This is a genomic window from Streptomyces sp. NPDC059866, assembly GCF_042731325.1.
Taxonomy (GTDB): Bacteria; Actinomycetota; Actinomycetes; order Streptomycetales; family Streptomycetaceae; genus Streptomyces; species Streptomyces flavusporus.
In genome coordinates this window covers 223,373-245,938 of the sequence record NZ_JBHWJT010000012.1, presented here as the reverse complement: position 1 = coordinate 245,938, position 22,566 = coordinate 223,373, and the positions used below count along the sequence as shown (strand labels likewise).

At 71.9% G+C, this 22,566-nt stretch carries 23 protein-coding genes and 1 riboswitch; of the genes, 15 read left to right on the top strand and 8 right to left on the bottom strand.

Features of this window, described 5'->3' with window-relative positions:
• Positions 1-21 precede the first annotated feature (21 nt).
• Positions 22-206, top strand: a riboswitch (cobalamin riboswitch).
• A gap of 29 nt (positions 207-235) precedes the next feature.
• The 5 genes from ACFV7R_RS20570 to ACFV7R_RS20550 all read left to right on the top strand — a co-directional run bounded on the left by ACFV7R_RS20570 (position 236) and on the right by ACFV7R_RS20550 (position 3,710).
• A complete protein-coding gene (locus tag ACFV7R_RS20570) occupies positions 236-925 on the top strand; it encodes an energy-coupling factor ABC transporter permease (protein WP_385265240.1) in 690 nt (229 codons plus the stop codon).
• On the top strand, positions 922-1,266 hold the full coding sequence (locus tag ACFV7R_RS20565; protein ID WP_385265237.1) for an energy-coupling factor ABC transporter substrate-binding protein: 345 nt from the start codon (positions 922-924) through the stop codon (positions 1,264-1,266). Before ACFV7R_RS20570 ends, ACFV7R_RS20565 begins: the two co-directional genes overlap by 4 nt.
• The gene (gene cbiQ / locus ACFV7R_RS20560; protein WP_385265234.1) at positions 1,267-2,016 is read left to right on the top strand and encodes a cobalt ECF transporter T component CbiQ; all 750 of its coding nucleotides are present in this window, start codon (positions 1,267-1,269) and stop codon (positions 2,014-2,016) included.
• Positions 2,013-2,852 carry an energy-coupling factor ABC transporter ATP-binding protein gene (locus ACFV7R_RS20555; RefSeq protein ID WP_385265231.1) on the top strand — a complete coding sequence of 280 codons (840 nt, stop codon included), beginning with the start codon at positions 2,013-2,015 and terminating at the stop codon, positions 2,850-2,852. The genes cbiQ and ACFV7R_RS20555 overlap by 4 nt, the downstream gene beginning before the upstream one ends.
• Positions 2,853-2,957: 105 nt before the next feature.
• Complete coding sequence (locus ACFV7R_RS20550; protein ID WP_385265228.1) at positions 2,958-3,710, top strand: DUF4142 domain-containing protein; 753 nt, start codon at positions 2,958-2,960, stop codon at positions 3,708-3,710.
• Between the two features lie 12 nt (positions 3,711-3,722).
• On the opposite strand, the gene ACFV7R_RS20545 is transcribed toward ACFV7R_RS20550, so the two are convergent.
• Entirely contained in the window at positions 3,723-4,718 is a 996-nt protein-coding gene (locus ACFV7R_RS20545) for a Ku protein (RefSeq protein WP_385265225.1), read from the bottom strand.
• Positions 4,719-4,790: 72 nt separating this feature from the next.
• On the opposite strand from ACFV7R_RS20545, the gene ligD reads away from it, so the two are divergent.
• Positions 4,791-5,672 (top strand): non-homologous end-joining DNA ligase, encoded by an 882-nt coding sequence (ligD, locus tag ACFV7R_RS20540; protein WP_385265223.1) that lies wholly within the window; start codon positions 4,791-4,793, stop codon positions 5,670-5,672.
• 40 nt (positions 5,673-5,712) lie between these two features.
• Here the strand turns inward: ligD and ACFV7R_RS20535 are convergent, their stop codons facing one another.
• Positions 5,713-6,519: a nuclease-related domain-containing protein gene (locus ACFV7R_RS20535; protein WP_385265220.1), complete on the bottom strand. Its 807-nt coding sequence runs from the start codon at positions 6,517-6,519 to the stop codon at positions 5,713-5,715.
• Between the two features lie 97 nt (positions 6,520-6,616).
• Here ACFV7R_RS20535 and ACFV7R_RS20530 point away from each other — a divergent pair, with 97 nt between their 5' ends.
• The 5 genes from ACFV7R_RS20530 (at position 6,617) to ACFV7R_RS20510 (ending at position 12,096) form a co-directional block, all read left to right on the top strand.
• Entirely contained in the window at positions 6,617-7,123 is a 507-nt protein-coding gene (locus ACFV7R_RS20530) for a dual specificity protein phosphatase family protein (protein WP_385265217.1), read from the top strand.
• Between the two features lie 101 nt (positions 7,124-7,224).
• On the top strand, positions 7,225-7,962 hold the full coding sequence (locus tag ACFV7R_RS20525; protein ID WP_385265214.1) for a hypothetical protein: 738 nt from the start codon (positions 7,225-7,227) through the stop codon (positions 7,960-7,962).
• Entirely contained in the window at positions 7,959-9,239 is a 1,281-nt protein-coding gene (locus tag ACFV7R_RS20520; RefSeq protein WP_385265212.1) for an ATP-binding protein, read from the top strand. The genes ACFV7R_RS20525 and ACFV7R_RS20520 overlap by 4 nt, the downstream gene beginning before the upstream one ends.
• A gap of 38 nt (positions 9,240-9,277) precedes the next feature.
• A complete protein-coding gene (locus ACFV7R_RS20515; protein ID WP_385265210.1) occupies positions 9,278-10,642 on the top strand; it encodes an FtsW/RodA/SpoVE family cell cycle protein in 1,365 nt (454 codons plus the stop codon).
• Positions 10,639-12,096: a penicillin-binding transpeptidase domain-containing protein gene (locus ACFV7R_RS20510; RefSeq protein ID WP_385265208.1), complete on the top strand. Its 1,458-nt coding sequence runs from the start codon at positions 10,639-10,641 to the stop codon at positions 12,094-12,096. Before ACFV7R_RS20515 ends, ACFV7R_RS20510 begins: the two co-directional genes overlap by 4 nt.
• A gap of 7 nt (positions 12,097-12,103) precedes the next feature.
• On the opposite strand, the gene ACFV7R_RS20505 is transcribed toward ACFV7R_RS20510, so the two are convergent.
• Positions 12,104-13,213, bottom strand: coding sequence for a ferritin-like domain-containing protein (locus ACFV7R_RS20505; RefSeq protein WP_385265206.1), 1,110 nt, complete (start codon positions 13,211-13,213; stop codon positions 12,104-12,106).
• An 89-nt stretch (positions 13,214-13,302) separates the two neighbouring features.
• Here ACFV7R_RS20505 and ACFV7R_RS20500 point away from each other — a divergent pair, with 89 nt between their 5' ends.
• The 4 genes from ACFV7R_RS20500 (at position 13,303) to ACFV7R_RS20485 (ending at position 16,692) form a co-directional block, all read left to right on the top strand.
• Entirely contained in the window at positions 13,303-14,241 is a 939-nt protein-coding gene (locus ACFV7R_RS20500; protein ID WP_385265203.1) for a diiron oxygenase, read from the top strand.
• 146 nt (positions 14,242-14,387) lie between these two features.
• Positions 14,388-15,035, top strand: coding sequence for a TetR/AcrR family transcriptional regulator (locus ACFV7R_RS20495; RefSeq protein ID WP_385265200.1), 648 nt, complete (start codon positions 14,388-14,390; stop codon positions 15,033-15,035).
• A 101-nt stretch (positions 15,036-15,136) separates the two neighbouring features.
• The gene (locus ACFV7R_RS20490) at positions 15,137-15,445 is read left to right on the top strand and encodes a hypothetical protein (protein ID WP_385265198.1); all 309 of its coding nucleotides are present in this window, start codon (positions 15,137-15,139) and stop codon (positions 15,443-15,445) included.
• Positions 15,446-15,546: 101 nt separating this feature from the next.
• On the top strand, positions 15,547-16,692 hold the full coding sequence (locus ACFV7R_RS20485; RefSeq protein ID WP_385265195.1) for an NlpC/P60 family protein: 1,146 nt from the start codon (positions 15,547-15,549) through the stop codon (positions 16,690-16,692).
• On the opposite strand, the gene ACFV7R_RS20480 is transcribed toward ACFV7R_RS20485, so the two are convergent.
• The 5 genes from ACFV7R_RS20480 to ACFV7R_RS20460 all read right to left on the bottom strand — a co-directional run bounded on the left by ACFV7R_RS20480 (position 16,656) and on the right by ACFV7R_RS20460 (position 22,457).
• Positions 16,656-17,918, bottom strand: a complete 1,263-nt coding sequence (locus tag ACFV7R_RS20480) for a styrene monooxygenase/indole monooxygenase family protein (protein ID WP_385265193.1) — start codon at positions 17,916-17,918, stop codon at positions 16,656-16,658. The genes ACFV7R_RS20485 and ACFV7R_RS20480 overlap by 37 nt on opposite strands.
• Before the next feature lie 70 nt (positions 17,919-17,988).
• Positions 17,989-18,627 carry an ATP/GTP-binding protein gene (locus tag ACFV7R_RS20475; protein WP_385265190.1) on the bottom strand — a complete coding sequence of 213 codons (639 nt, stop codon included), beginning with the start codon at positions 18,625-18,627 and terminating at the stop codon, positions 17,989-17,991.
• Positions 18,608-19,027 carry a DUF742 domain-containing protein gene (locus tag ACFV7R_RS20470; RefSeq protein WP_129800680.1) on the bottom strand — a complete coding sequence of 140 codons (420 nt, stop codon included), beginning with the start codon at positions 19,025-19,027 and terminating at the stop codon, positions 18,608-18,610. The genes ACFV7R_RS20475 and ACFV7R_RS20470 overlap by 20 nt, the downstream gene beginning before the upstream one ends.
• Entirely contained in the window at positions 19,024-19,527 is a 504-nt protein-coding gene (locus ACFV7R_RS20465; RefSeq protein ID WP_385265188.1) for a roadblock/LC7 domain-containing protein, read from the bottom strand. Before ACFV7R_RS20465 ends, ACFV7R_RS20470 begins: the two co-directional genes overlap by 4 nt.
• The gene (locus ACFV7R_RS20460; protein ID WP_385265186.1) at positions 19,524-22,457 is read right to left on the bottom strand and encodes a nitrate- and nitrite sensing domain-containing protein; all 2,934 of its coding nucleotides are present in this window, start codon (positions 22,455-22,457) and stop codon (positions 19,524-19,526) included. Before ACFV7R_RS20460 ends, ACFV7R_RS20465 begins: the two co-directional genes overlap by 4 nt.
• Positions 22,458-22,566 lie beyond the last annotated feature (109 nt).

The window sequence follows — 22,566 nt, the reverse complement described above, 5'->3', positions numbered from 1 at the left end:
GTCTCCACCCCTGACCGGGCACTACTGTCACCACGCCTTGGTGCACGGGAAATCCGGTGAAACACCGGTGCGGCCCTCGCCACTGTGATCGGGAAGTCCGGCTCCGGCCCTCACGGGCAGCCACTGGGTCCTTGTGACCCGGGAAGGCGGAGCACGGGCGGTGGTACCCGTCAGCCAGGAGACCGGCCAAGGCACGTCAACCATCCACGAGGTGCTGGAGAGGGTCTGCTGAGCCATGCACATAGCCGAGGGTTTTCTGCCTCCTGCGCACGCGGTCGCCTGGGGCGCCGCGTCCGCGCCGTTCGTCGTCCACGGAGTCCGGTCACTCACCCGTGAGGTCAGGGAGCACCCCGAGAGCACACTGCTCCTCGGCGCCTCCGGAGCCTTCACCTTCGTCCTGTCGGCCCTGAAACTGCCCTCGGTGACCGGGAGTTGCTCCCATCCCACCGGCACCGGGCTGGGCGCGATCCTGTTCCGGCCGCCGGTCATGGCGGTACTGGGCACCATCACCCTGCTCTTCCAGGCGCTGCTGCTCGCGCACGGCGGCCTGACCACGCTGGGCGCCAACGTCTTCTCCATGGCGATCGTCGGGCCGTGGGCCGGGTACGGGGTGTACCGGCTGCTGCGCCGGTACGACGTGCCGCTGATGGTCGCCGTCTTCTGCGGCGCGTTCGTCGCCGACCTGTCCACCTACTGCGTCACCAGCGTGCAGCTGGCGCTCGCCTTCCCCGACCCGGGCAGCGGATTCCTGGGCGCGCTCGGCAAGTTCGGCTCCATCTTCGCCGTCACCCAGATCCCGCTCGCGGTGAGCGAGGGGCTGCTCACGGTGCTGGTGATGCGTCTGCTGGTGCAGTCGAGCCGGGGTGAGCTGACCCGGCTCGGGGTGCTCCTGGCCGGCAACAAGACGGAGGCGGTGGCCCGATGAGCCGGAACGCGAAGATCAACTCCCTGCTGCTGCTCCTCGTGGCCGCGCTCGCGGTGCTGCCGCTGGCCCTCGGGCTCGGCGACGACGAGGAGGAGCCGTTCACGGGCGCCGACGGGCAGGCGGAGAAGGCCATCACCGAGATCGAGCCGGACTACGAGCCCTGGTTCTCGCCCCTGTACGAGCCGCCTTCCGGCGAGATCGAGTCGGCGTTGTTCTCGCTGCAGGCGGCCATCGGCGCGGGTGTCCTCGCCTACTACTTCGGGCTGCGGCGCGGGCGTCGGCAGGGCGAGAAGCGGGCGCTGGAGCGGCAGGGCGCCGACGGCGCCGACGAGCGGGTCTGAGTGCTGCCGATCGACGCGGCGGCGCACAGCAGTCGCTGGCGCCGCCGCCACCCCGTGGACAAGGCCGTGCTCGGGCTTGGACTCACCCTGCTCTCGATCTCGCTGCCGCCCTGGCCGGGTGCCGCCCTGGTCCTGGTGACGGCGCTCGTGGCGCTGCTCGGTCCGGCGGGCGTGCCCCGGCGCCGCCTGTGGCGGGCGTACCGGGTGCCGCTGGGCTTCTGCGTGACCGGAGCGGCCACCCTGCTCGTGCAGGTCGGCGGCCCGGGCGGGTTCGTGTCCCTGGCCGACGAGGGCCCGGTGCGCGCCGGGGAACTGCTGCTGCGCACCTCGGCCGCCTCGCTCGGCGTGCTGCTGTTCGCGTTCACCACCCCGATGTCCGATCTGCTGCCGCGGCTGGTGAAGGCCGGGGTGCCGGCGCCGGTCGTCGACGTGGCGCTGGTGACGTACCGCATGAGCTTCCTGCTGCTCGACTCCGTGCGCCGGATCCGGGACGCGCAGGCCGCCCGGCTCGGCCACACCACGCGGGCCGCGACCTGGCGTTCCCTGGCCGGGCTCGGCGCGACCGCCTTCGTCCGGGCCTTCGACCGGGCGGCGCGGCTGCAGACCGGGCTGGCCGGACGCGGCTACGACGGCACCCTGCGCGTCCTGGTGCCCGAGGCCCGCATCTCCGTCCGCTTCACGGCCGCGAGCACCGCCCTGCTGGCGGCGCTGGCCGCCCTCACCTTCGTACTGGAAAGGCCGCTGTCATGAGCGAGCCCGCGCTCGTCGCCCTGCGGGGCGCCTCCTTCGCCTACGAGGAGGGCCCCGTCGTGCTCGACGGCCTCGACTTCGCGATCCCCGAGGGGCGGGCGCTGGCCCTGCTCGGGCGCAACGGCAGCGGCAAGACCACGCTGATGCGGCTGCTCAGCGGCGGACTGCGGCCGCACACCGGGCAGTTGACGGTTCAGGGCCGGCCGGTGTCGTACGACCGGAAGGGCCTGACCCGGTTGCGGACCACCGTCCAGCTGGTGGTGCAGGACCCGGACGACCAGCTGTTCGCCGCGTCCGTCGCGCAGGACGTGTCCTTCGGGCCGCTGAACCTGGGGCTGCCCGACGCCGAGGTGCGCTCCCGCGTCGCCGAGGCGCTCGACGCCCTGGACATCGCCGGGCTGGCCGACCGGCCCACGCACCTGCTCTCGTACGGGCAGCGCAAACGGACCGCGATCGCCGGTGCCGTCGCCATGCGCCCGCGGGTGCTGATCCTCGACGAGCCGACCGCCGGGCTCGACCCGGACGGCCAGGAACGGCTGCTCGCCACCCTCGACGCCCTCCGCGAGAGCGGCACGACCGTGGTGATGGCGACCCATGACGTGGACCTGGCCCTGCGCTGGGCGGACGACGCGGCCCTGCTCACCCCGTCCGGCGTCCGCACCGGACCCGCGCCCGCGACCCTGGCCCGCACGGACCTCCTCCGGCAGGCCGGGCTGCGGCTGCCGTGGGGCGTCGCGGCAGCGGAACTGCTGCGGGCGCAGGGGCTGTTGGGCGAGAGTGCGGCCGGTCCGCGGACGGCGGAGGAGCTGGCCGCCGTGACGGCGACCGCCTTGTGATGCATGCCATACCGCGCACAGCAGTTTTTTACCCGGCTCGATGATTGCCGGGCGCCTGAGATCCGTACCTCTTGGCGTCCGGAGCCGTTCGCACCAGGAGGCAGAATGCGCCTGACGCGCAGCATGGTCGGAACCGTCTTCGTGGGCGGCGCGCTGACCCTGACCATCGCCGCCCTCGCCTACCCCGCCATGCTCGGGATCGAGAACACGTCGAGTGCCCAGGACCGCATCATCGCCAACACCCCGTACGGGCCGCTCACCGAGGCCGACCGCGACTTCGTCGTCAAGGTGCGGGCGGCCGGGCTGTGGGAGTACCCGCTCGGGATGATGGCGATGGAGCGCGGCACCACGCCGGAGATGAAGGAGGCCGGCGAGCACCTGGTCGCCGGGCACGCCCGGCTCGACGCGACCTGCCGCAAGATCGCTCCCGAACTCGGCATCACGCTGCCCAACCAGCCCTCCCCGCAGCAGGAACAGTTCGTGGCGACCGCGGACGCGGAGCGCGGCAAGCAGTTCGACACCACCGCGGTGAACATCATGCGCACCGCGCACGGGGGGATCTTCCCGGTCGTCGCCAAGATCCGCGCCAGCACCAAGAACACGCTGGTCCGGGCGCTCGCCGACCAAACCAACGACACCGTGCTCGACCACATCACGGTTCTGGAGAAGACCGAGATGGTCAACTTCGACCAGGTGAACTTCCAGCAGACCAACCCGCCGAAGATGCCCAGGGAACAGGTCACCCCGCCCCCGCCACAGCCCGGCGCCCCCGTCGTGGCCCTCACCGAACCCCCCGGCCTGGACGTGAACACCAGTTCCCCGACGCCCACGCCCACGGCCAACTCGACGGCCCGCTGACGGGGCGTCCGCTCAGGCCGAGCGCTTGCGGGACGTGGTCTTCTTCGCGGCGGTCTTCTTCGTCGTGCTTTTCGCGGTGCTCTTCGTGGACGCCGTCTTCTTTCCCGTCTGCGCCGACCTGGCGGTCGGCTTCTTCGCCGTGGACTTCCTGCCCGCGGGCTCCTTGGGCGCGCTGCGGCTCGTCCTGCGCCGGGGGAGCTCGCGGACCTCGGCCGGCTGTTCGCCGCGGGACTCCTTCGCCGCCCTGACGCTGCTCTCCAGGGCGGCCATCAGGTCGATGACCTTGCCGCCCTTCGCCGGCTCGGGCGCCTCGGGGGGTGCCTCGCCGGCGGCCTTCGCGGCGATGACCTCCTCGACGGCCTCGCGGTACTCGTCGTGCAGATCCTCGAGGTCGACCTCGCCGAGGGTGTCCATCAGGGCGTCCGCGAGATCGAGTTCCTTGTCGCGGACGGTGACGTCGGTCTCGGGGGCGACGCCCTCGGGGGCGCGGACCTCGTCCGGCCACAGCAGCCCGTGCATGACGATGGCGTCGCCGACCACCCGCAGCATGCCCAGCCGCTCCCGGCCGCGCAGCGCGAACTTGGCGATGGCGACCTTGTTGCTGCGTTTCAGTGCCTCCCGCAGCAGCGCGTACGGCTTGGCGGCCGGGGCGCCGCTCGCCGCGAGGTAGTACGCCGCGTCCATCTGGAGCGGATCGATCCGTTCGCCCGGCACGAAGGCCACGATCTCGATCGTCTTCGCGGTCGGGAGGGGCAGATGAGCCAGATCCTCGTCCGTGACCGGAATGATCGACCCGTCCTCGTCCTCGTAGCCCTTGCCGATCTCCGACCCGCTGACCTCGCGGTCCTCCAGTTCGCAGAACTTGCGGTACCGGATCCGCCCGCCGTCCTCCGTGTGGATCTGGCGGAACGAGATCGAGTGGCTCTCCGTGGCGTTCACCAGCTTGACCGGGATGCTGACGAGGCCGAACGAGATGGCGCCGTTCCATATGGATCGCACATCCAGCACCTTTCGTGACGGCATCAAGAGGTATCAAGCGGCATCAAGCCATATCAGCCGGTTTCGTGTGATTCTCATCGTATGACGCCGATCACAGAGGTGGAGGGGCGGCGGGTCGCGCTGAGCAACCTCGAGAAGGTGCTGCACCCGGCGACCGGGTTCACCAAGGGCGAGTTGCTGCACTACTACGCGACGACCGCCGACGTGCTGCTGCCGCATCTGCGGGATCGGCCGGTGTCCTTCCTGCGCTACCCGGACGGGCCCGACGGACAGGTCTTCTTCACCAAGAACGTGCCGCCGGGCACGCCCGAGTGGGTCACCATCGCCGAGGTGCCCCGTTCGGAGGGTCCGGCCCGGATGGTGCTCGTGCAGGACCTGCCGAGCCTGATGTGGGCCGCGAACCTGGTGACCGAGTTCCACACGCACCAGTGGGTGGTCCAGGAGCCGGCGATGGCCGACCGGCTGGTCTTCGACCTGGACCCCGGGGCACCGGCGACCGTCGTCCAGGCCTGCGAGGTCGCGCTGTGGCTGCGGGAGCGGCTGGCGGCGGACGGTATCGACGCGTACGCGAAGACATCCGGGTCGAAGGGGCTTCATCTGCTGGCCGGCATCCGGCCGGCCCCCTCCGACCAGGTGGCGGAGTACGCCAAGGAGCTCGCCATGGAGGCGGAGAAGGCGATGCCCCGGCTGGTCCTGCACCAGATGACGCGCAGCCTCAGACCGGGCAAGGTGTTCGTCGACTGGAGCCAGAACGCCGCCCGGAAGACGACGGCGACGCCGTACACCCTGCGGGCACGGGCCACGCCGACGGTGTCGGCGCCGGTGACCTGGGAGGAGGTCGAGGCGTGCGGGGACGTCGGCCAGCTGACCTTCCAGGCCGGCGACATCGCCCCGCGCGTGCAGGACTACGGCGATGTACTGGCCCCGCTGCTCGACCCGGAACAGGCCGGCCCACTGCCCTGACCGGCACCGCGGTCCCGGGGGTGCGCCGCACGCACCGATCTCACACCCGGGCCCATGTGTTCCGGTCCCGGGCCATGGCGTGCAGGGCCTCCACGTCCGCCGGTTTCAGGACTCCGCCGAGCCGCGCCAGCCCGGCGAGGTCGGTGTCCTGCAGGACGCGGACCTCGCGCACCGGCCCGTCGAGGGACACGCGGCCCGGGCCGACCAGGGCCAGCACGGGGTGGACCTCGGCCGTCAGGGCGTACGAGGCACGGTCGGCGTCCGCACGCACCCGGCGCAGCAGCGGCCGCGGCTCCCGCCGCCCCGGCGTGACCATGGGGTCGGCGACCAGGATCCGCTGCTTGCGGGCGTACAGCGTGTGGATCGCGAAGAGTCCGCCGGGGCCGATCAGCAGGTGGTGGATGCAGTCGCCGCCGGGCAGCGGAACGGAGTGCAGGGTGTGCCAGCCCGCGCCGTCCAGCCGGTCCAGCGCCTCCCCCACCGTCTGCTCGGCCTCCAGCGCCCGGCGCCGGGGATCGGTGCGCAACCGGGGCACCGGGCCGCCCGGATTCCGGTCCAGGGCGATCAGGAGGGCCTCGCCGGGGCGGTTGGGCGCCAGGTCGTCGTCCGGGTGCAGGGAGAGACGGGCCAGCTCGGCCGGGGTGGGCACCGGTGGCGGGCCCACCGTGACCGGGCCGGCCAGGAAGGGGCGCAGGGCCTGAAGGACGTCCTCTCTGCGGTCCTCGCCGATCAGGTTGACCCGGGCCGCCTCACGGTCGTACCAGGCGATGTTCCTGCCGTCCGTGAGGCAGACGTACAGCCGTTCCCGACCGTGTTGCCAGGTCGGTACGACGCGCAGTCCGCTCATGCACATCACCCCATGACCATGGGAACAGGCGGGGTGCTGCCGGGGCAAGAACCCGGTTACCTTTGAGAGGAGTTGGGCAGGCCCTCGGGAGGAGCCGTTGCGTACCCGCAGGAAGCAACCCGACGTACCGGCTCCGGACAGCCCGTGGGACGAGATCGTGCCCGGTCTGTGGATGGGCGGGCACGAGTTCACGGGCCGTTCGGGCGAGGTGGAGTTCGCCGTCGTGCGGGACGAGTTCGATCTCGTCCAGACTCTTCTGCGGCTGCCCGGCCACGGCCCCGACCCGGGCGTCGAGCACCAGGTGTGGCCCATCCCGGACGGGCCCCTGGACGGCACTCAGCTCGCGGGCGTGATCCGGCTGGCCGAGGCCGTCTGCGACGCGCTGGACCAGGGCCGCCGGGTCCTCGTCCGCTGCTACCACGGCTACAACCGCTCCGGCCTGGTCATCGCCCACGCCCTGGTGCACGGCGGCAGCTCCGCGGAGGCCGCGATCCGGCTGATCCGCACCCGCCGCTCGCCCTGGGCGCTGCACAACGACCTGTTCGTGGAGTATCTGCGGGCGGGGCTGCCGACGGTGCGGTTACTGGAGGAGCTCGCCGAGTAGCCGTGGGCCGTCCGTACACCGAACGGATACGCAAAAAGGAATTCCCCACGAATAAGGTGTACGCGGCCCGACCACCGTGAACCATGAGCCACAGGAGCGCAGTGCCCCTCCGTCTTCCCCCGCGCACCACCCCTGTGCACGTCCTCGCCGTCCTCACGGCCGTCCTCCTGGCGGCGACCGCCACGGCCTGCGGTGACGCGGGCGGGCTGCGTGGCGCGGGGGCGACACCGACCGCGGTCGGCCCGGCCCGGCTGTGGCCCGAGCTGCCGCCGGCGTCCAGCCCCGCCTTCGAGATCGGCGAGGTGGACCGGAAGGTCATGAAGGGTGTCGACGTCCCCGGCGACGACATCCGCACGGTGGACCCGGTCGCGGTGGTCCGCACCGAGATCGCCGCGAACCCGGGCGACTACCGGGGAAGCAAGGCCCGGTACCGGGAGACGGCCCGCCGGATGGAGGAGTGCGGCAGGGCCGGGGACCGGACCCGGTGCCCCGTCCTCGAGCCGTACTACCGGGACTTGACCGGCGACGGGCGCCACGAGCTGACGCTGGGCTTCCGGCTGCTGCCCGGCGAGCTGACCGCCGTCCGCGTCTACACCGTCGACAGGCACCGGCTGATGCAGGTCATGGCGTACGACGACGCCCTGAGCGGGGTGGAGATCGCCGGGCGGTCGGTGATCCTGCGCGCGCCGTCCGAGGTCACGGGCTACGAGTACCGCCTGCAGTGGACCTGGGACCCGGAGCAGCGCGCGATGCTGCTCACGCATGACGAGATGCTGCGCACCGGCAAGCGGGAGGACTCCCCCCGCCCGTCCGCGACGCCCTCGGCGAGCCCTCGATGAGGCTCACGCTGCCCCGCTGGGCCGGCCCCCTGGCCGTGAAGTCCGCCCTCTTCATCACGGCGATGTGCTGCGCCCTCGCCGCGCTGCTCGGCGTCCTGGTGCATGTCTCGGTGACGCACCGGACGGTCGGCGAGGCCCGCGACCTCGCACTGTCCCGGCTGGCGGACGCCACGGCGGCGTACGAGGCCGGGGACCCGCTGTTGCCGGGCGCCGGCCTCGACCCCGACGGGCTGCCCGCGCCGCTGCGTGAGCTCGCGGCGGCCGGGAACCGCGGCACGATGGTCGCCGACCGGCAGGGCCGCCCCACGATGTGGGCGGCGGGCCCCGCCGACCGCGGCCGGGTCCTCGCGGTGGCCGTCGACTACGCGCAGCAGGCACGCACCATCGACGGACTGGACCAGGCGATCGTCTGGTCGTCGGCGCTCGCGACCGGGGCGACGGTGCTGGTGGGGGCGTTCGCGGTGACCCGGGTGACCCGGCGGCTGCACGCCACGGCGCAGGTCGCGCGGCGGATCAGCGCGGGCGACCTGGACGCCCGCGTGCACGACGCCCGTACCCGCGATCCGAGCCGGCCGCAGGACGAGGTGGCCGCGGTGGCCGCCGCGCTGGACTCCATGGCCGCCTCGCTCCAGGGCAAGCTGCAGGCCGAGCAGCGGTTCACCGCGGACGTGGCGCACGAGCTGCGCACCCCGCTGACCGGCCTGCACGCGGCGGCGGAGCTGCTGCCGCCGGGCCGCCCGACCGAGCTGGTGCGGGACCGGGTGGCGGCGCTGCGCACCCTCACCGAGGACCTGCTGGAGATCTCCCGGCTGGACACCGGGCGGGAGCGGCTGGACCTGGCCGTCGAGGAACTGGGCGTGCTGGCCGGCCGGGTCGTGCGGGCCTCCGGGACCGAGACCCGGGTGCAGGTCGTGCGGGACGCACGCGTGGAGACCGACCGGCGGCGGCTGGAACGCGTGCTGGGCAACCTGGTCGCGAACGCGCACAAGCACGGGCGGCCGCCGGTGGTGCTGACGGTGGACGGGCCCGTGGTGACCGTGCGGGACCACGGGGACGGCTATCCGGAGTACCTCCTGGCGCACGGGCCGCAGCGGTTCCGCACGGAGGGCGGCTCGAAAGGGCACGGACTCGGCCTGACGATCGCTCTCGGGCAGGCGGAGGTGCTGGGCGCGCGCCTGGAGTTCGGCAACGCACCGGACGGCGGGGCGGTGGCGCGGCTGACGCTTCCGCTGACTCCGCCGAACGGGGGCCCCGCGGTCCCCGATGGCGCAGTATGACGGGAGAACAACTCTCCTCATTTGGGTAAGTTCCGGGCATGACGAAGGCCGGAACCGGAACCACCGTGGCAGCGGACACACCCGCTCCCGCACTCCGCATCCCCCGGCGCCGTGGCATCGAACTCGCCCTCATCGTCCTGGCGGTGCTCCTCTCGGTGTACGGCTACTGCGCTGTCGGCCTCGCCCGGCACGACGCCGTTCCGCCCGGCGCCATGGGCTACGGTGCCGGGCTCGGCGTCCTCGCGCTGCTCACCCACCTGACGGTCCGTCTGCGCGCCCCGTACGCCGATCCGCTGCTCCTGCCCATCGGTGTCCTGCTCAACGGCCTCGGCCTGGTGCTGATCTACCGGCTGGACCTGCAGACGCCGGGTGACCGGGCGGCCCCGGCCCAGCTCGTCTGGTCGACCCTCGGGGTGGCCCTGTTCATCGTGGTCGTCGCCGCGCTGCGCGACCACCGGGTCCTGCAGCGCTACGCGTACGTCTGTGTCGCCGCCGCCCTGGTCCTGCTCACCCTGCCGATCCTGTTCCCGGCCGTGAACGGCGCCCGGATCTGGATCCGGATCGCCGGATTCTCCATCCAGCCGGGCGAGTTCGCGAAGGTGCTGCTGGCGGTGTTCTTCGCCGCGTACCTGGCCGCGAACCGCAGCGCGCTGGCGTACGCGGGCCGCCGCATCTGGCGGTTGCAGTTTCCCACCGGCCGGGTCCTCGGGCCGGTCGTCGCCATCTGGCTGCTGAGCGTCTGCGTCCTGATCCTCGAACGCGACCTGGGCACCTCGCTGCTCTTCTTCGGCCTGTTCGTGGTCATGCTGTACGTCGCGACCGGCCGCACCGGCTGGATCGCGGTCGGTCTGCTGCTCGCGACGCTGGGCGCGGTCGCCGTCGGCCGGATGGAACCCCATGTGGCCGCCCGGATCCACGACTGGCTGCACCCGTTCGCCTCGATCGACGCCGGCCAGGGCCCGGGCCAGCTCGCGCAGTCCCTGTTCGCCTTCGCGGCGGGCGGGATGCTCGGCACGGGTCTCGGGCTCGGTCACTCCCCCCTGATCGGCTTCGCCGTCAAGTCCGACTTCATCCTGGCCACGGCGGGCGAGGAACTCGGCCTGCTGGGCCTGACCGCGATCTTCCTGCTGTACGCCCTGCTCGTCGAGCGCGGCTACCGGGCCGGCCTCGCCCTGCGCGACCCCTTCGGCCGGCTGCTCGCGGTGGGGCTCGCGTCGATCGTGGCGCTCCAGGTGTTCGTCATCGCGGGCGGGGTGACGGGCCTGATCCCGCTGACCGGCATGGCGATGCCGTTCCTGGCGCAGGGCGGCTCCTCGGTGGTCACCAACTGGGCGATCGTGGCGCTGCTGATCCGGGTGAGCGACTCGGCCCGCAGACAGTACGACGGGCGGGTCGCCCCGTGACCCGGCACATCAGACACGCCGCCGCCTTCTGCGCCCTGCTGCTCGTCGCCCTGCTGCTCAACGCGTCCCGCATCCAGGTCGTCCGGGCCCCGGCGTACGACGACAACCCCGCCAACCGCCGTCAGAGCATCGCCCGTTACGGCCAGCCGCGCGGCGACATCCTGGTCGGCGGCCGGCCGGTCACCGGCTCCGAGGACACCGGCGAGCAGCTCCGCTACGAACGCACCTACGCGAACGGCCCGTTGTACGCCCCCGTCACCGGCTTCGCCTCACAGGAGTACGGCACGTCGTTCCTGGAGCACGCCGAGGACGGCACCCTGTCCGGCACCGACCCGATGCTCTCGCCGTTCCCCCTGTGGTCCGACCTCACCCGGGCGCAGAACCCGGGCGGTGACGTCGTCACCACGCTCGACGCGGCGGCGCAGCAGGCGGCGTACAAGGGGCTGGGCACACGCACGGGTGCGGTGGCGGCGCTGGAACCGGCGACGGGACGGATCCTGGCGCTGGTCTCCACTCCCTCGTACGACCCGGAGTCGCTGTCGGGGAACGGCCCGTCGGTGACCCGTTCCTGGCGCGGTCTCAACGAGGACCCTGCCAGGCCGATGCTGAACCGGGCGGCGCGGCAGACGTATCCGCCGGGCTCGACCTTCAAGGTGGTCACCGCGGCGGCGGCCCTGGACGCCGGCGTGATCAGGCATGTCGACCGGCCCACCCGCTCGCCCGACCCGTATGTCCTGCCCGGCACCACGACGCCCCTGCGCAACGCGGCCGAGGGCTGCCGGAACGCCTCACTGCGGGTGGCCTTCGAGCGGTCCTGCAACACGGTGTTCGCGAAGCTGGGCGTGGACGTGGGCGTGACCGGCATGGCGGCGACCGCCCAGGCGTTCGGCTTCAACGACACGGGACTGCGGATCCCGTATCCGGTCTCCCCGAGCAGCTTCGACACCAGGGTCGACCGGGCGCAGCTGGCCCTGTCGTCCATCGGGCAGTACAACACGCGGGCCACGCCGCTGCAGATGGCGATGGTCTCGGCGGCCGTCGCCAACCGCGGGCAGTTGCGGGAGCCGTACCTCGTGGAGCGCACGACCACGAACCGGGGTGCGACGGTGTTCACGGCCGGCGCCCGCCCGGTCCGCCAGGCGATGCTCCCGTCCACCGCGGCCCGGCTGCGTGAGCTGATGCGGGGCGTGGTGGAGGACGGCACCGGCACCAACGCCGCGATCCCCGGCGCGACGGTCGGCGGCAAGACCGGCACCGCCCAGCACGGCATCGGCAACACGGGTGTGCCGTACGCCTGGTTCGTGTCCTGGGCGCAGGCCGAGGACGAACTGGAGCCGAGGGTCGCGGTCGCCGTGGTGGTGGAGGACGCGGCGGCGCACCGGGGGCACATCAGCGGGGCCGAGGCGGCGGCGCCGATCGCCCGGGCGGTGATGGCGGCGGTGCTCAGGTCGTGAGAAGCCGTCAGTCGGGGGAGGCGCCCGCTTCGATCGCCTCCGTCACCTCCGCGACCCGCTCCTGTTCCTCGGCCGCGAAGCGCTCGGCGTCGAGCCGGTCCGCGATCTCCTCGTCCTGGGACATCAGCAGGTCGAGGTTGGAGTCACCCATCTCGAGGACGCCCATGTCGACATAGGCCTGCTGGAGACGCTTGCCCCACAGACCGATGTCCCTGACGCAGGGGACGATGCGGCTGAAGAGCAGCTTGCGGAAGAGGGCGAGGAACTCGGACCGCTCGGTGTACTCCTCGGCCTCCGCCTTCGGGATGCCGAAGTTCTCCAGCACCTCCACGCCCCGCAGCCGGTCGCGCATCAGATAGCAGCCCTCGATGACGAACTCCTCGCGTTCGCGCAGTTCGGCGTCGCTGAGCTGCCGGTAGTAGTCCCGCAGGGCCATCCGGCCGAAGGCCACATGCCGGGCCTCGTCCTGCATGACGTACGCCAGGATCTGCTTCGGCAGCGGCTTGTTCGTGGTGTCCCTGATCATGCCGAAGGCGGCCAGGGCGAGGCCCTCGATCAGCACCTGCATGCCGAGGTAGGGCATGTCCCAGCGGCTGTCGCGCAGGGTGTCGCCGAGCAGGGACTGGAGGTTGTCGTTGATCGGGTAGAGCATCCCGATCTTCTCGTGCAGGAAGCGCCCGTAGATCTCCGCGTGCCGGGCCTCGTCCATGGTCTGCGTCGCCGAGTAGAACTTGGCGTCCAGGTCGGGAACGGACTCGACGATCCGCGCCGCGCAGATCATCGCGCCCTGCTCGCCGTGCAGGAACTGGCTGAACTGCCAGGCGGAGTAGTGCCGCCGCAGTTCACCCCGGTCCTTCTCGGTGAGCTTCGCCCAGTGCTTCGTGCCGTACAGCGAGAGCGCCTCGTCGGGGGTGCCGAGCGGGTCGTGGGGATCGACCTCCAGAGCCCAGTCGATCCGCTTCTGCCCGTCCCACTGCTTGTCCTTGCCCTTCTGATACAGGGCCAGGAGACGGTCGCGGCCGTCGTCGTACTCCCAGCTGAACCGGGCCGCACCGGTCGCGGGCACCGGCCAGAGGGAGGCTCCGGGGTCCATGGCGTACTGGTCGAAGGTCGGCATGGTGCGCAGGTTCACACGTAGTAGACGCGGGGTCAACAAGTCACGCACAGGGGATTGACGGGCTTGCTGACAGGCAGTCTCATAGCGGCATGACATCCCTCACCGAAACCGAGGCGCTCGAAGGGCTGCGCGACGCGCTCGGCCTGCTCAAGGACCGCGAGCAGGTGGCCGAGCGGCTGCTCGACTCCTCGGCCAAGCACTCCTTCGACCCGGACAAGGAACTCGACTGGGACGCGCCCTTCGAGGAGGGCAAGTGGTTCTGGCCGCCGGAACTGGTGTCGCTGTACGGCACGCCGATGTGGAAGCGGATGAGCGAGGAGCAGCGGATTCTGCTCTCCCAGCACGAGGCCGCCGCGCTCGCCTCGCTCGGCATCTGGTTCGAGCTCATCCTGATGCAGCTGCTGGTCCGGCACATCTACGACAAGGCGGCGACGAGCGCCCATGTCCGCTACGCCCTCACCGAGATCGAGGACGAGTGCCGGCACTCCAAGATGTTCGCCCGGCTCATAGCGCACGGTGAGACGCCCTGGTACCCGGTGAGCCGCACCCACCAGCAGCTCGGCCGTCTCTTCAAGACCATCTCCACCACGCCCGGTTCCTTCACCGCGACCCTGCTCGGCGAGGAGGTCCTCGACTGGATGCAGCGGCTGACCTTCCCCGACGAGCGTGTGCAGCCACTGATCCGGGGCGTGACCCGCATCCACGTCGTCGAGGAGGCCCGCCATGTCCGCTACGCCCGCGAGGAACTGCGCCGCCAGATGGTGACCGCCCCCAAGTGGTCCCAGGAGTTCACCCGCATCACCTCCGGCGAGTTCGCCCGCGTCTTCTCGGTCGCCTTCGTCAACCCCGAGGTCTACACGAACGTGGGCCTGGACAAACGCGAGGCAATGGCCCAGGTCAAGGCAAGCGCCCACCGCCGCGAAATCATGCAGACGGGCGCAAAGCGCCTGACGGACTTCCTGGACGACATCGGAGTACTGCGGGGAGTCGGCCGCCGCCTGTGGAAGTCATCGGGCCTGCTGGCGTAGCCCGTCCAGCCGCGGGCAGTCGTGCCGCCTGGGGCGGCACGGGTGGGCGCGGGCGGCACCCCGCAAGCGCCGGGCTGCGCACCCACCCCCACGCCAGCCCCCACACACGGACACAGCTCACCGCACGCCCCGGTTACGCTGCGGTCATGACCCCCGCCCCCGCCTACCGCCGCCTGAGCGTAGAGGAACGCCGCACCCAACTCCTGACCGCCGCCCTCACCCTCTTCGCCCACCGCGCCCCCGAGGACGTCTCCCTCGACGACGTGGCGGAGGCAGCCGGGGTCTCCCGCCCCCTGGTCTACCGCTACTTCCCGGGCGGCAAGCAACAGCTGTACGAGGCCGCCCTGCGCTCCGCCGCAGAGGAACTCGAGCAGTGCTTCGACGAGCCGAGACAGGGCCCGCTCCTCCCCCGTCTGCACCGCGCCCTGGACCGCTATCTCGCCTTCGTCGACCAGCACGACGCCGGCTTCAGCGCCCTCCTCCAGGGCGGCAGCGTCGTCGAGACGTCCCGCACGACCGCCATCGTGGACGGCGTACGACGGGCTGCGGCCGATCACATCCTGCGCCACCTGGACATCACCGAACCAACCCCCCGGCTGCGGATGACCGTGCGCATGTGGATCACCGCCGTGGAGGCGGCCTCGCTGATCTGGCTCGACGAGAACAAGCAGCCGCCCGTCGACGAGCTGCGGGACTGGCTGGTGGAGCAGTTCGTCGCGGTGCTCTCGGTGACCGCCGCCCGCGACCCCCAGACCGCCTCGGTCGTACAGGCCCTCGCCTCGGCGGACACCTGAAGCGGACACGTGAAGCAGGCACCTGCAGCAGACACCCGAGGCGGACACGTGAAGCGGACACCTGCAGCAGACACCCGAGGCGGATACCTGAGACTGGTCCCGTGAAGAGCGAAGACACCCCCTTCGAGGGCGGGCCCCTGGACGGCCGCGTCCTGCCCGTGCTCCTCGGGCTCACCGGGCACCCGCCCAAGACGTACCGCATCCCCGTGCCGGACCCGCACGGCGGCCCGCCCACCGTGCTGGTCTACCGCCGCGTGCCACGGGGACACGGCCGGCTCACACAGCGCTGGAAGTACGTCCACGACCCCAGCGGCGACCAGGGCGGCCGCCGCCTCAGATGGCCGTGGTCCAAACCGGACGCCAAGCCCGACGCCACGCCGGGCGGCAAGCCGGACGACGCCGACGGGTGACCTGGTTACGCCATCCCCCGCACACCCGGCGAGCGCCCCGCGCGGACCCGGGGATGCTCGCGGTGCGGAGCGCAGACGCTGCCCGCACCGGAGGTGATGAAGTGTCAGGAAGACTCCTGCGTCTGGTGTGTACGGCGACCGTGGCGGCCCACGCCGTGCTCGCCGCCGTACCCGCGGCCGCCGCACCGCAGCCGCCCGCACCCGGAAAGCGAACCGTGGCCGAGCTGCTGACGGACCTTCGGCGGCTGTACCGGGAGGCCGAGCGGGCCACCGAGGCCCACAACGCCACCGAGGAGAAGCTGAGGAAACAGCGCGCCGAGGTCCGCCGCCTTGACACCGCGCTGGCCCGCGCCCGGCTCGCCCTGCAGGACAGCCGGAGCTCCGCCGGACGGCTGGCCCGGCAGCAGTACCAGGGCAGCACCGACATCTCCCCGTACGTACGGCTGCTGCTCGCCCGCGATCCGCAGCACGCGCTCGAGCAGGGGCATGTGATCGGCCAGCTGGCCCGGGAGCGGGCCAAGACGGTGGCCGAGCTGACCGGCGGCGAGCGCCGGGCCGACGAGCTGGCTCGCAGGGCCCGCACGGCCCTCGACCGCCAACTCACCCTCGCCGCACGGCAGAAGAAGCAGCGGGACGAGGTGCGCAGGCGGCTGGACGCGGTGGAGGAGATGCTCGCCTCGCTCAGTGCCGAGCAGCTGGCGGCGCTCGCCGAGTTCGAGAAGAACGGGATCGCGAAGGCCCAGCAGGAGTTCCTGGCGTCCGGCGCCCTCAGCAGTGCACAGAAGCCGACCCAGGAGGGCGACCGGGCCCTGCGCTACGCCGTGCGTCAGCTGGGGAAGCCCTACGAGTGGGGTGCGGAGGGGCCGAAGTCGTTCGACTGCTCGGGGCTGACCTCGCAGGCGTGGGCGAAGGCCGGGACGACGATCCCGCGGACCAGCCAGGAGCAGTGGGCGCGTCTGAAGCGCATCCCGATGAGCGCGCTGCGGCCCGGGGACCTGGTGGTGTACTTCCCTCAGGCCACGCACGTGGCGATGTACCTCGGCGACGGGATGGTGGTCCAGGCACCGCGGCCGGGCGCGAAGGTCAAGGTCTCGCCGATCGCGGCCAACCCGATCCTGGGGGCCGTCCGGCCCGACCCCGGCGGGGAGCCCCTGCGGCGGTACGCGCCGCCGAAGCTCCCCAAGGGCGCCATGGACGGGTCGGACGAGGGCTACGCCTCGGCCGCGCCGCCGACCTCGGCGAGGTAGGCGGCCGTCTTCTCCGGCTCGTAGAAGAAGTTCTCGAAGTCCGCCGGGTCGTTGAAGCCGTTGGCGAAGCGGTCGGCGACGGGCTGGAGCTGTCCGGCGGCGCCGATGAGGTTCAGGATGTGCTCCGGCGGCGGGGCCAGCATGGCGTTCGTCCACTTGGTGACGTGCTGGGCGGTGTCCCAGTAGCGGTCGAAGGTCTGCCGCATCCACGCCTCGTCGAACTCCTTCTCACCGTGTTCGAGGATCGAGGCGAGGTAGGAGGCGGCGCACTTGGACGCCGAGTTGGAGCCCTGGCCGGTGATCGGGTCGTTGGCGACGACCACGTCGGCGACGCCGAGCACCAGACCACCGCCAGGGAGGCGGCCGACGGGGTTGCGCACGGTGGGGGCGTAGCGGCCGGAGAGGGTGCCGTTCGCGTCGGTGAGTTCCACCTTGGTGGCCCGCGCGTACTCCCAGGGGACGAACTTCTCCATGAGTTCCAGGGTCAGGGATAGGTGCTCCGCCGGGTCCTTGACGCCGTTGAAGACGTCCAGCGGGCCGCCGGGGATGCCCTCCCAGAACAGGATGTCGGCGCGGCCGGAGTTGGTGAGGGTCGGCATGACGAACAGCTCGCCGACGCCGGGCACCAGGTTGCAGCGGACCGCGTCGAACTCCGGGTGCTCCGGGCGCGGGCCCAGGCCGTGCACATAGGCGACGGCGAGGGCGCGCTGCGGCTCGCTGTACGGGGACCTCTCCGGGTCGCGGCCGAACATGGACACCAGCTCGCCCTTGCCCGCGGAGACGAGGACCAGGTCGTACGTACGGGAGAAGTAGTCGAGGTCGCCGACCGCCGCCCCGTGGATGACCAGCTGGCCGCCGCGCTGGGCGAAGGTCTCCATCCAGCCGGCCATCTTCACCCGCTGGTCGACCGACTGCGCATACCCGTCGAGGGTGCCCACCCAGTCGATCGCCCGCTGTGTCGGGCCCGGGTCGTGCGAGCCGGGGGCCGCGACCGAGACGCCGAGTCCTTCGATCTTCGGGGCCTGGGACTCCCAGAAGTTCAGCTGGAGATCGCGCTCGTGCTGGAGGGCCGTGTGGAACATGCACTGCGTCGACATGACCCGGCCGGTGCGGATCTCGTCCGCCGTCCGGTTGGACATCAGGGTGACTTCGTACCCGTGGGACTGCAGGCCGAGAGCGAGCTGGAGTCCGGACTGGCCGGCTCCGACGACGAGTATCTTCCGCATGCGGGGGTGTCTCCTCCGACTACTGGGCTGCTCAGGACTACGCGGGGACAACTCGGGGACTGCTCGGGGATTACTCGGGCGTTTCCTCGAGCGTGTGGGCCACCAGGGCCAGAAGGGTCTCGATCACCGAGATCCGGCGCCGCGCGTCCATGATCATGACAGGTATGTGGGGCGGGATCGTCAGCGCCTCCCGCACGTCCTCCGGCTCGAACAGCTCCGTGCCGTCGAAGTGGTTGACCGCGACGACGTACGGCAGTCCGCAGCTCTCGAAGTAGTCCAGTGCCGGGAAGCAGTCCTTCAGCCGGCGGGTGTCGGCCAGCACGACCGCACCGATCGCGCCGCGCACCAGGTCGTCCCACATGAACCAGAACCGCTGCTGGCCCGGCGTGCCGAACAGGTAGAGCACCAGGTCGTCGTCGAGCGTGATACGGCCGAAGTCCATGGCCACGGTGGTGGTCAGCTTGCCGGGCGTGGCGGTGAGGTCGTCGGTCTCCTCACTGGCCTCGGTCATCAGCGCCTCCGTCTGGAGCGGCGTGATCTCCGAGACCGAGGTGACCAGCGTGGTCTTGCCCACGCCGAAACCGCCCGCTACGACGATCTTCGTGGCGATGGGGGCCCGGGTGCGGTCCGTCTGCCAGGTCTTGAGGTTGTCGTCGGGCTCGACGAGGGGGGAGACGCCACGGGCGGCGTCAGAGACGACGGAGTCCACTCAGCACCCTTTCCAGCAGAGCGCGGTCCGGCCGGCCCGTGCCGTGACCGGTTCCGGTTCCGTACACACGGATCTTTCCCTGGTCCGCGAGATCGCTCAACAGGACGCGGACCACGCCGAGCGGCATCTTCAGCAGCGCGGCGATCTCGGCCACCGTGCGCATCCGGCGGCACAGTTCGACGATGGCCCGCATCTCCGGCATCACCCGGGTGGTGAGGGAACCATTCGTCAGTTCCTTGCGTTCCTCGGGCGCTTCGAGGGCGGCGGTGCTGGCCACGAACGTCTCGACCAGCAGCACATGCCCGAAGCGGGTACGGCCGCCGGTCAGCGAGTAGGGGCGCACACGGGCGGGCTTGCGGTCCCCGCCGCGCACGGGAAGCTTCTTGGACGTACTGCTCATTGGGCACTCCCCGTAGGTTCGGACTCCAGGGATTTTCGGAGCTCGCTGCGGAGTTCGGGCGTCAGGACGTGACCGGCACGGCCGACGAACAGCGCCATGTGGTACGCCACGACGCTCATGTCGCAGTCCGCGGAGCCGTGCACGCCGAGCAGCGAACCGTCGCTGATCGACATCACGAACAGGCTGCCCTCGTCCATCGCGACCATCGTGTGCTTCACGCCGCCGAAGTCCAGCAGCCGGGCTGCGCCGATGGTGAGGCTGCCGATGCCGGAGACGACGGTGGCGAGGTCGGCGGAGGAGCCGCGCGGACCGGTGGGCCGGCCCTCGCGGGGCCGGCGCGCCGCCTCGTTCCGGCCGGGGTCGGAGGAGAGCAGCAGCAGACCGTCGGAGGAGACCACCGCGACCGACAGGATGCCGGGCACCTCCTCGACGAGGTTGGTCAGCAGCCAGTGCAGATTGCGGGCTTCACTGCTCAGTCCGAAGGTACTGGGAGCGGTCAACTGCTTGCCTCCTCGACGGTGCCCCCCGTGGCTTCTTCGGCATGTGCGTGTGCGCTGGGCGTCCGGGACGTTGCGTCCGGCGTCGTCGTCTCGGCCGTGCGTTCGGCGATTTCCGCCTCGACGTCCCGGCGACCGGCCTCCGCTCCCCGGCGGAAGCCGCCCAGCCGGCGGCGCAGTGCCTCGGCGTCGACGGATCCGCTGCGCGGCCGGGGCGCCGAAACGGGCGCGGTGATCTTCGGGGTGCGCTTGGGCAACCCCTTGTCGGTGACGGGCTCGTCCCCCTCGTCGGGGGCGCGCTCGTGGGTGTCGGGGCCGATGGAATAGGGGTCGGCGGGGGGCGCGTCCGCGGGCCGGGGCTCGGTGGGGCGGGCCTCGGGAGCGTAGGGGTCGCCGGGGTTCGCGTCCGCGGGGTGTACTGCCGTGGCCGGTTCCGCGGGCGTGGGCTCCGGGATGAGGAGCTCCATCGTGGTCTCGGCGGGGGTGTCGGGCGCGGACGCGTTCTCGTACGGCTCCGCGCTCTCCCGTACGGCCTCGTCCGTCTCCTCGGCCACCCGTACGGCCTCGTCGGCCTCCACGGTCTCCCGTACGGCCTCGTCGGCCTCGGTGGACTCGTCGGTCGCCGCGGTCTCCTCGGGCTCGGCGGCCTGCTCCCGTACCGGCTCCTCCGGCTCCGCGTCCCGCGCATGTACGGCCTTCTCCGCCAGCGCGACCAGCGGGTCGCCGCTGTCCGAGCGACCGTGCAGGACGTTGGAGTTGGCCTCCGCGTCGGCGCCCGGCAGGGAGAACGTGTGCGTACCGGCGGCCGTCGGTGTGACCGTCGGGACCGCGGACTGCGGGGCCTCGGCGAGCAGCCCCTGGGGCAGTACGACGACGGCTGCGACCCCGCCCTGCTTCTGCGCGCGCACCTGCACCCGCACCCCGTGCCGCTGGGCGAGCCGGGCGACGACGTACAGACCGAGCCCGAGCCCGTCCTCGCCCTCCTGGTCGTACGTGGCCTCGGGGTCGAAGTCGGCAAGACGGGCGTTGAGGCGGCTCATCCGCTCGTCGGTCATGCCGATGCCCTCGTCCTGGACGGAGAGCATGACCTCGCCGTTCTCCAGGAGCCAGCCGGAGACCTCGACGGGCAGGTCGGGCGGGGAGAACGCGGTGGCGTTCTCCATGAGTTCGGCCAGCAGGTGCGACAGGTCGTCCGCGGCGAACCCGGCGATGTGCGCGTGCGGCGGCAGCGCGGCGATCCGGACCCGCTCGTACCGCTCGATCTCGCTGACCGCGGCACGCACCACGTCGACCATCGGGACGGACCCGGCGTGCTGCTGGATGTGCTCGGCGCCGGCCAGGACGAGCAGGTTCTCGCTGTGCCGGCGCATGACGGTGGCGAAGTGGTCGAGCTTGAACAGGGTGGCGAGCCGGTCGGGGTCCTGCTCACGCTCCTCCAGGCCCTCGATGACGCCGAGCTGCCGCTCGACCAGGCCGAGGGTGCGCAGCGCGAGGTTGACGAAGGTGCCGCCGATGCTCTCGCGCAGCCGCTGCAGCCGGCCGGCGGCCTCGTCGAGTTCGGCGCGCAGCTCCTCGCGGGCGTCGGCCATCTTCTGCCGCTGGCCGATGAGGTGCTTGCGGTCGGACTCGAGGGTGGTGACACGCTCGTGCAGGGCCACGGCCTGGGCGTGCAGGGCGTTGACGGAGCGGACGACCTGGGCGAACTCGTCGTTGCGGCCGGTGAACTTCACGGGCTCTGCGGCGGCCGGGTCCTCGGCGCCGGCCAGCCGGGCCGAGCCGATCCGCAGGACGGCGAGCGGGCGGGTGAGGCTGCGGGCCAGGCCGGTGGCGACACCGACGGCGAGGAGTATCAGGGCGCCGAGGATCGCGATGCGGATCTCCAGCTCGGTGACATCGTCGTCGCGCAGCGTCTCGAGGTCCTTGATGCGACGCTCGTAGAGGGCGGACTCGACGCCGCGCATGGTGTCGACGCGGGCGGAGAGGGCGGCGTCCAGCTTGCCTGCGTCGGTGGCGAGTTCGCGGTCGGAGAGGGTGGGCTGGTCGGTGAGGGCGGCGAGGTACTGGTCGGCGGCGTTGACCTCGGGGCCGGTGACCGTGGAGTCGTACGAGGAGCGGGCGGCCTTGGTCGCGGTGTCGTGGAAGTCGGCGAGGGCGGCGTCGGAGCGCAGCCGGGCCTGCAGGGCGGCGGCGGTGAGGGCGGCGCGCTGCTTGGTGTCGGCGTCGGAGGAGACGACGGTCTCCGTCGGCAGGCCGGTGACGGGATCGATGACCGTCTGGGTGGTACGCGGCACGTTGAGGGCGGCGAGGAGCAGTCCGCGGGTGACGGCGGCCTGCTGGACGGCGGTGTCGAGCTCGGCGAGGGCGTGCGCTCCGGAGCCTGCGCGGGGCGGGAACTGTTCGGCCAGTTCCTCGGCGAGCCGGTGGAGTTCGCCGATGGCGTCGGAGTAGGCCTCGTGCGCTTCGAGAGCGGTGCTCTTTCCGGTGAGCGCCGCTCTGCGTACGGTCGCGATGTCATCGAGGTCCGCCCGCAGCGAGGCGGGGGTGTCGGTGTTCGCGCGCAGCTCCTCGACCTGCCGGTCGACCCGGGCGCTGCGCTGCTCGGAGGGCGCCTTGGACTTGGGGCGGCCGGCCGCGACGTAGGAGGTGACCTCGTCGCGTTCGTCGGCAAGGGAGTGGGCCAGGACGAGGGCGTCCCGGGTCTGCCCGGCCAGCGTCACCAGGTCCTGGCTGTCGCTCAGCTGCCCGGAGGCGGCGATGACCGAGGGGGCGCCGGCCCCGGCGATGGCGGCGGCCACCACGGCCACGGCCACGATCAGCCGGTTGCGTACGTGGGTCGGGCGGCCCCTGCCGACAGGGGTGCGCTCCGCGCCCCCCTCGGAGGCCGTCTGCTTGCCTGTGCGCCGAGGCCTCTTCTTCTGCACCGGTGCTCGCATTCCTGACTCGTGTACCCATGGGCCCGGGCGACGCTCCGTCAACTGGTGTGCACACCCGGTGCGGTTCCGGTCCCCGACCCTCCCAGTGCCGGTGGTCAGTGGTCGCCCA

Excerpts from the sequence above, each read along its gene's own strand:
- ACFV7R_RS20570 (WP_385265240.1), top strand. The coding sequence starts at position 236 with ATGCACATAGCCGAGGGTTTTCTGCCTCCTGCGCACGCGGTCGCCTGG.
- ACFV7R_RS20565 (WP_385265237.1), top strand. The coding sequence starts at position 922 with ATGAGCCGGAACGCGAAGATCAACTCCCTGCTGCTGCTCCTCGTGGCC.
- ACFV7R_RS20555 (WP_385265231.1), top strand. The coding sequence starts at position 2,013 with ATGAGCGAGCCCGCGCTCGTCGCCCTGCGGGGCGCCTCCTTCGCCTAC.
- ACFV7R_RS20550 (WP_385265228.1), top strand. The coding sequence starts at position 2,958 with ATGCGCCTGACGCGCAGCATGGTCGGAACCGTCTTCGTGGGCGGCGCG.
- ligD (WP_385265223.1), top strand. The coding sequence starts at position 4,791 with ATGACGCCGATCACAGAGGTGGAGGGGCGGCGGGTCGCGCTGAGCAAC.
- ACFV7R_RS20535 (WP_385265220.1), bottom strand. The coding sequence starts at position 6,519 with ATGAGCGGACTGCGCGTCGTACCGACCTGGCAACACGGTCGGGAACGG.
- ACFV7R_RS20520 (WP_385265212.1), top strand. The coding sequence starts at position 7,959 with ATGAGGCTCACGCTGCCCCGCTGGGCCGGCCCCCTGGCCGTGAAGTCC.
- ACFV7R_RS20515 (WP_385265210.1), top strand. The coding sequence starts at position 9,278 with ATGACGAAGGCCGGAACCGGAACCACCGTGGCAGCGGACACACCCGCT.
- ACFV7R_RS20505 (WP_385265206.1), bottom strand. The coding sequence starts at position 13,213 with ATGCCGACCTTCGACCAGTACGCCATGGACCCCGGAGCCTCCCTCTGG.
- ACFV7R_RS20500 (WP_385265203.1), top strand. The coding sequence starts at position 13,303 with ATGACATCCCTCACCGAAACCGAGGCGCTCGAAGGGCTGCGCGACGCG.
- ACFV7R_RS20495 (WP_385265200.1), top strand. The coding sequence starts at position 14,388 with ATGACCCCCGCCCCCGCCTACCGCCGCCTGAGCGTAGAGGAACGCCGC.
- ACFV7R_RS20480 (WP_385265193.1), bottom strand. The coding sequence starts at position 17,918 with ATGCGGAAGATACTCGTCGTCGGAGCCGGCCAGTCCGGACTCCAGCTC.
- ACFV7R_RS20470 (WP_129800680.1), bottom strand. The coding sequence starts at position 19,027 with ATGAGCAGTACGTCCAAGAAGCTTCCCGTGCGCGGCGGGGACCGCAAG.
- ACFV7R_RS20460 (WP_385265186.1), bottom strand. The coding sequence starts at position 22,457 with ATGCGAGCACCGGTGCAGAAGAAGAGGCCTCGGCGCACAGGCAAGCAG.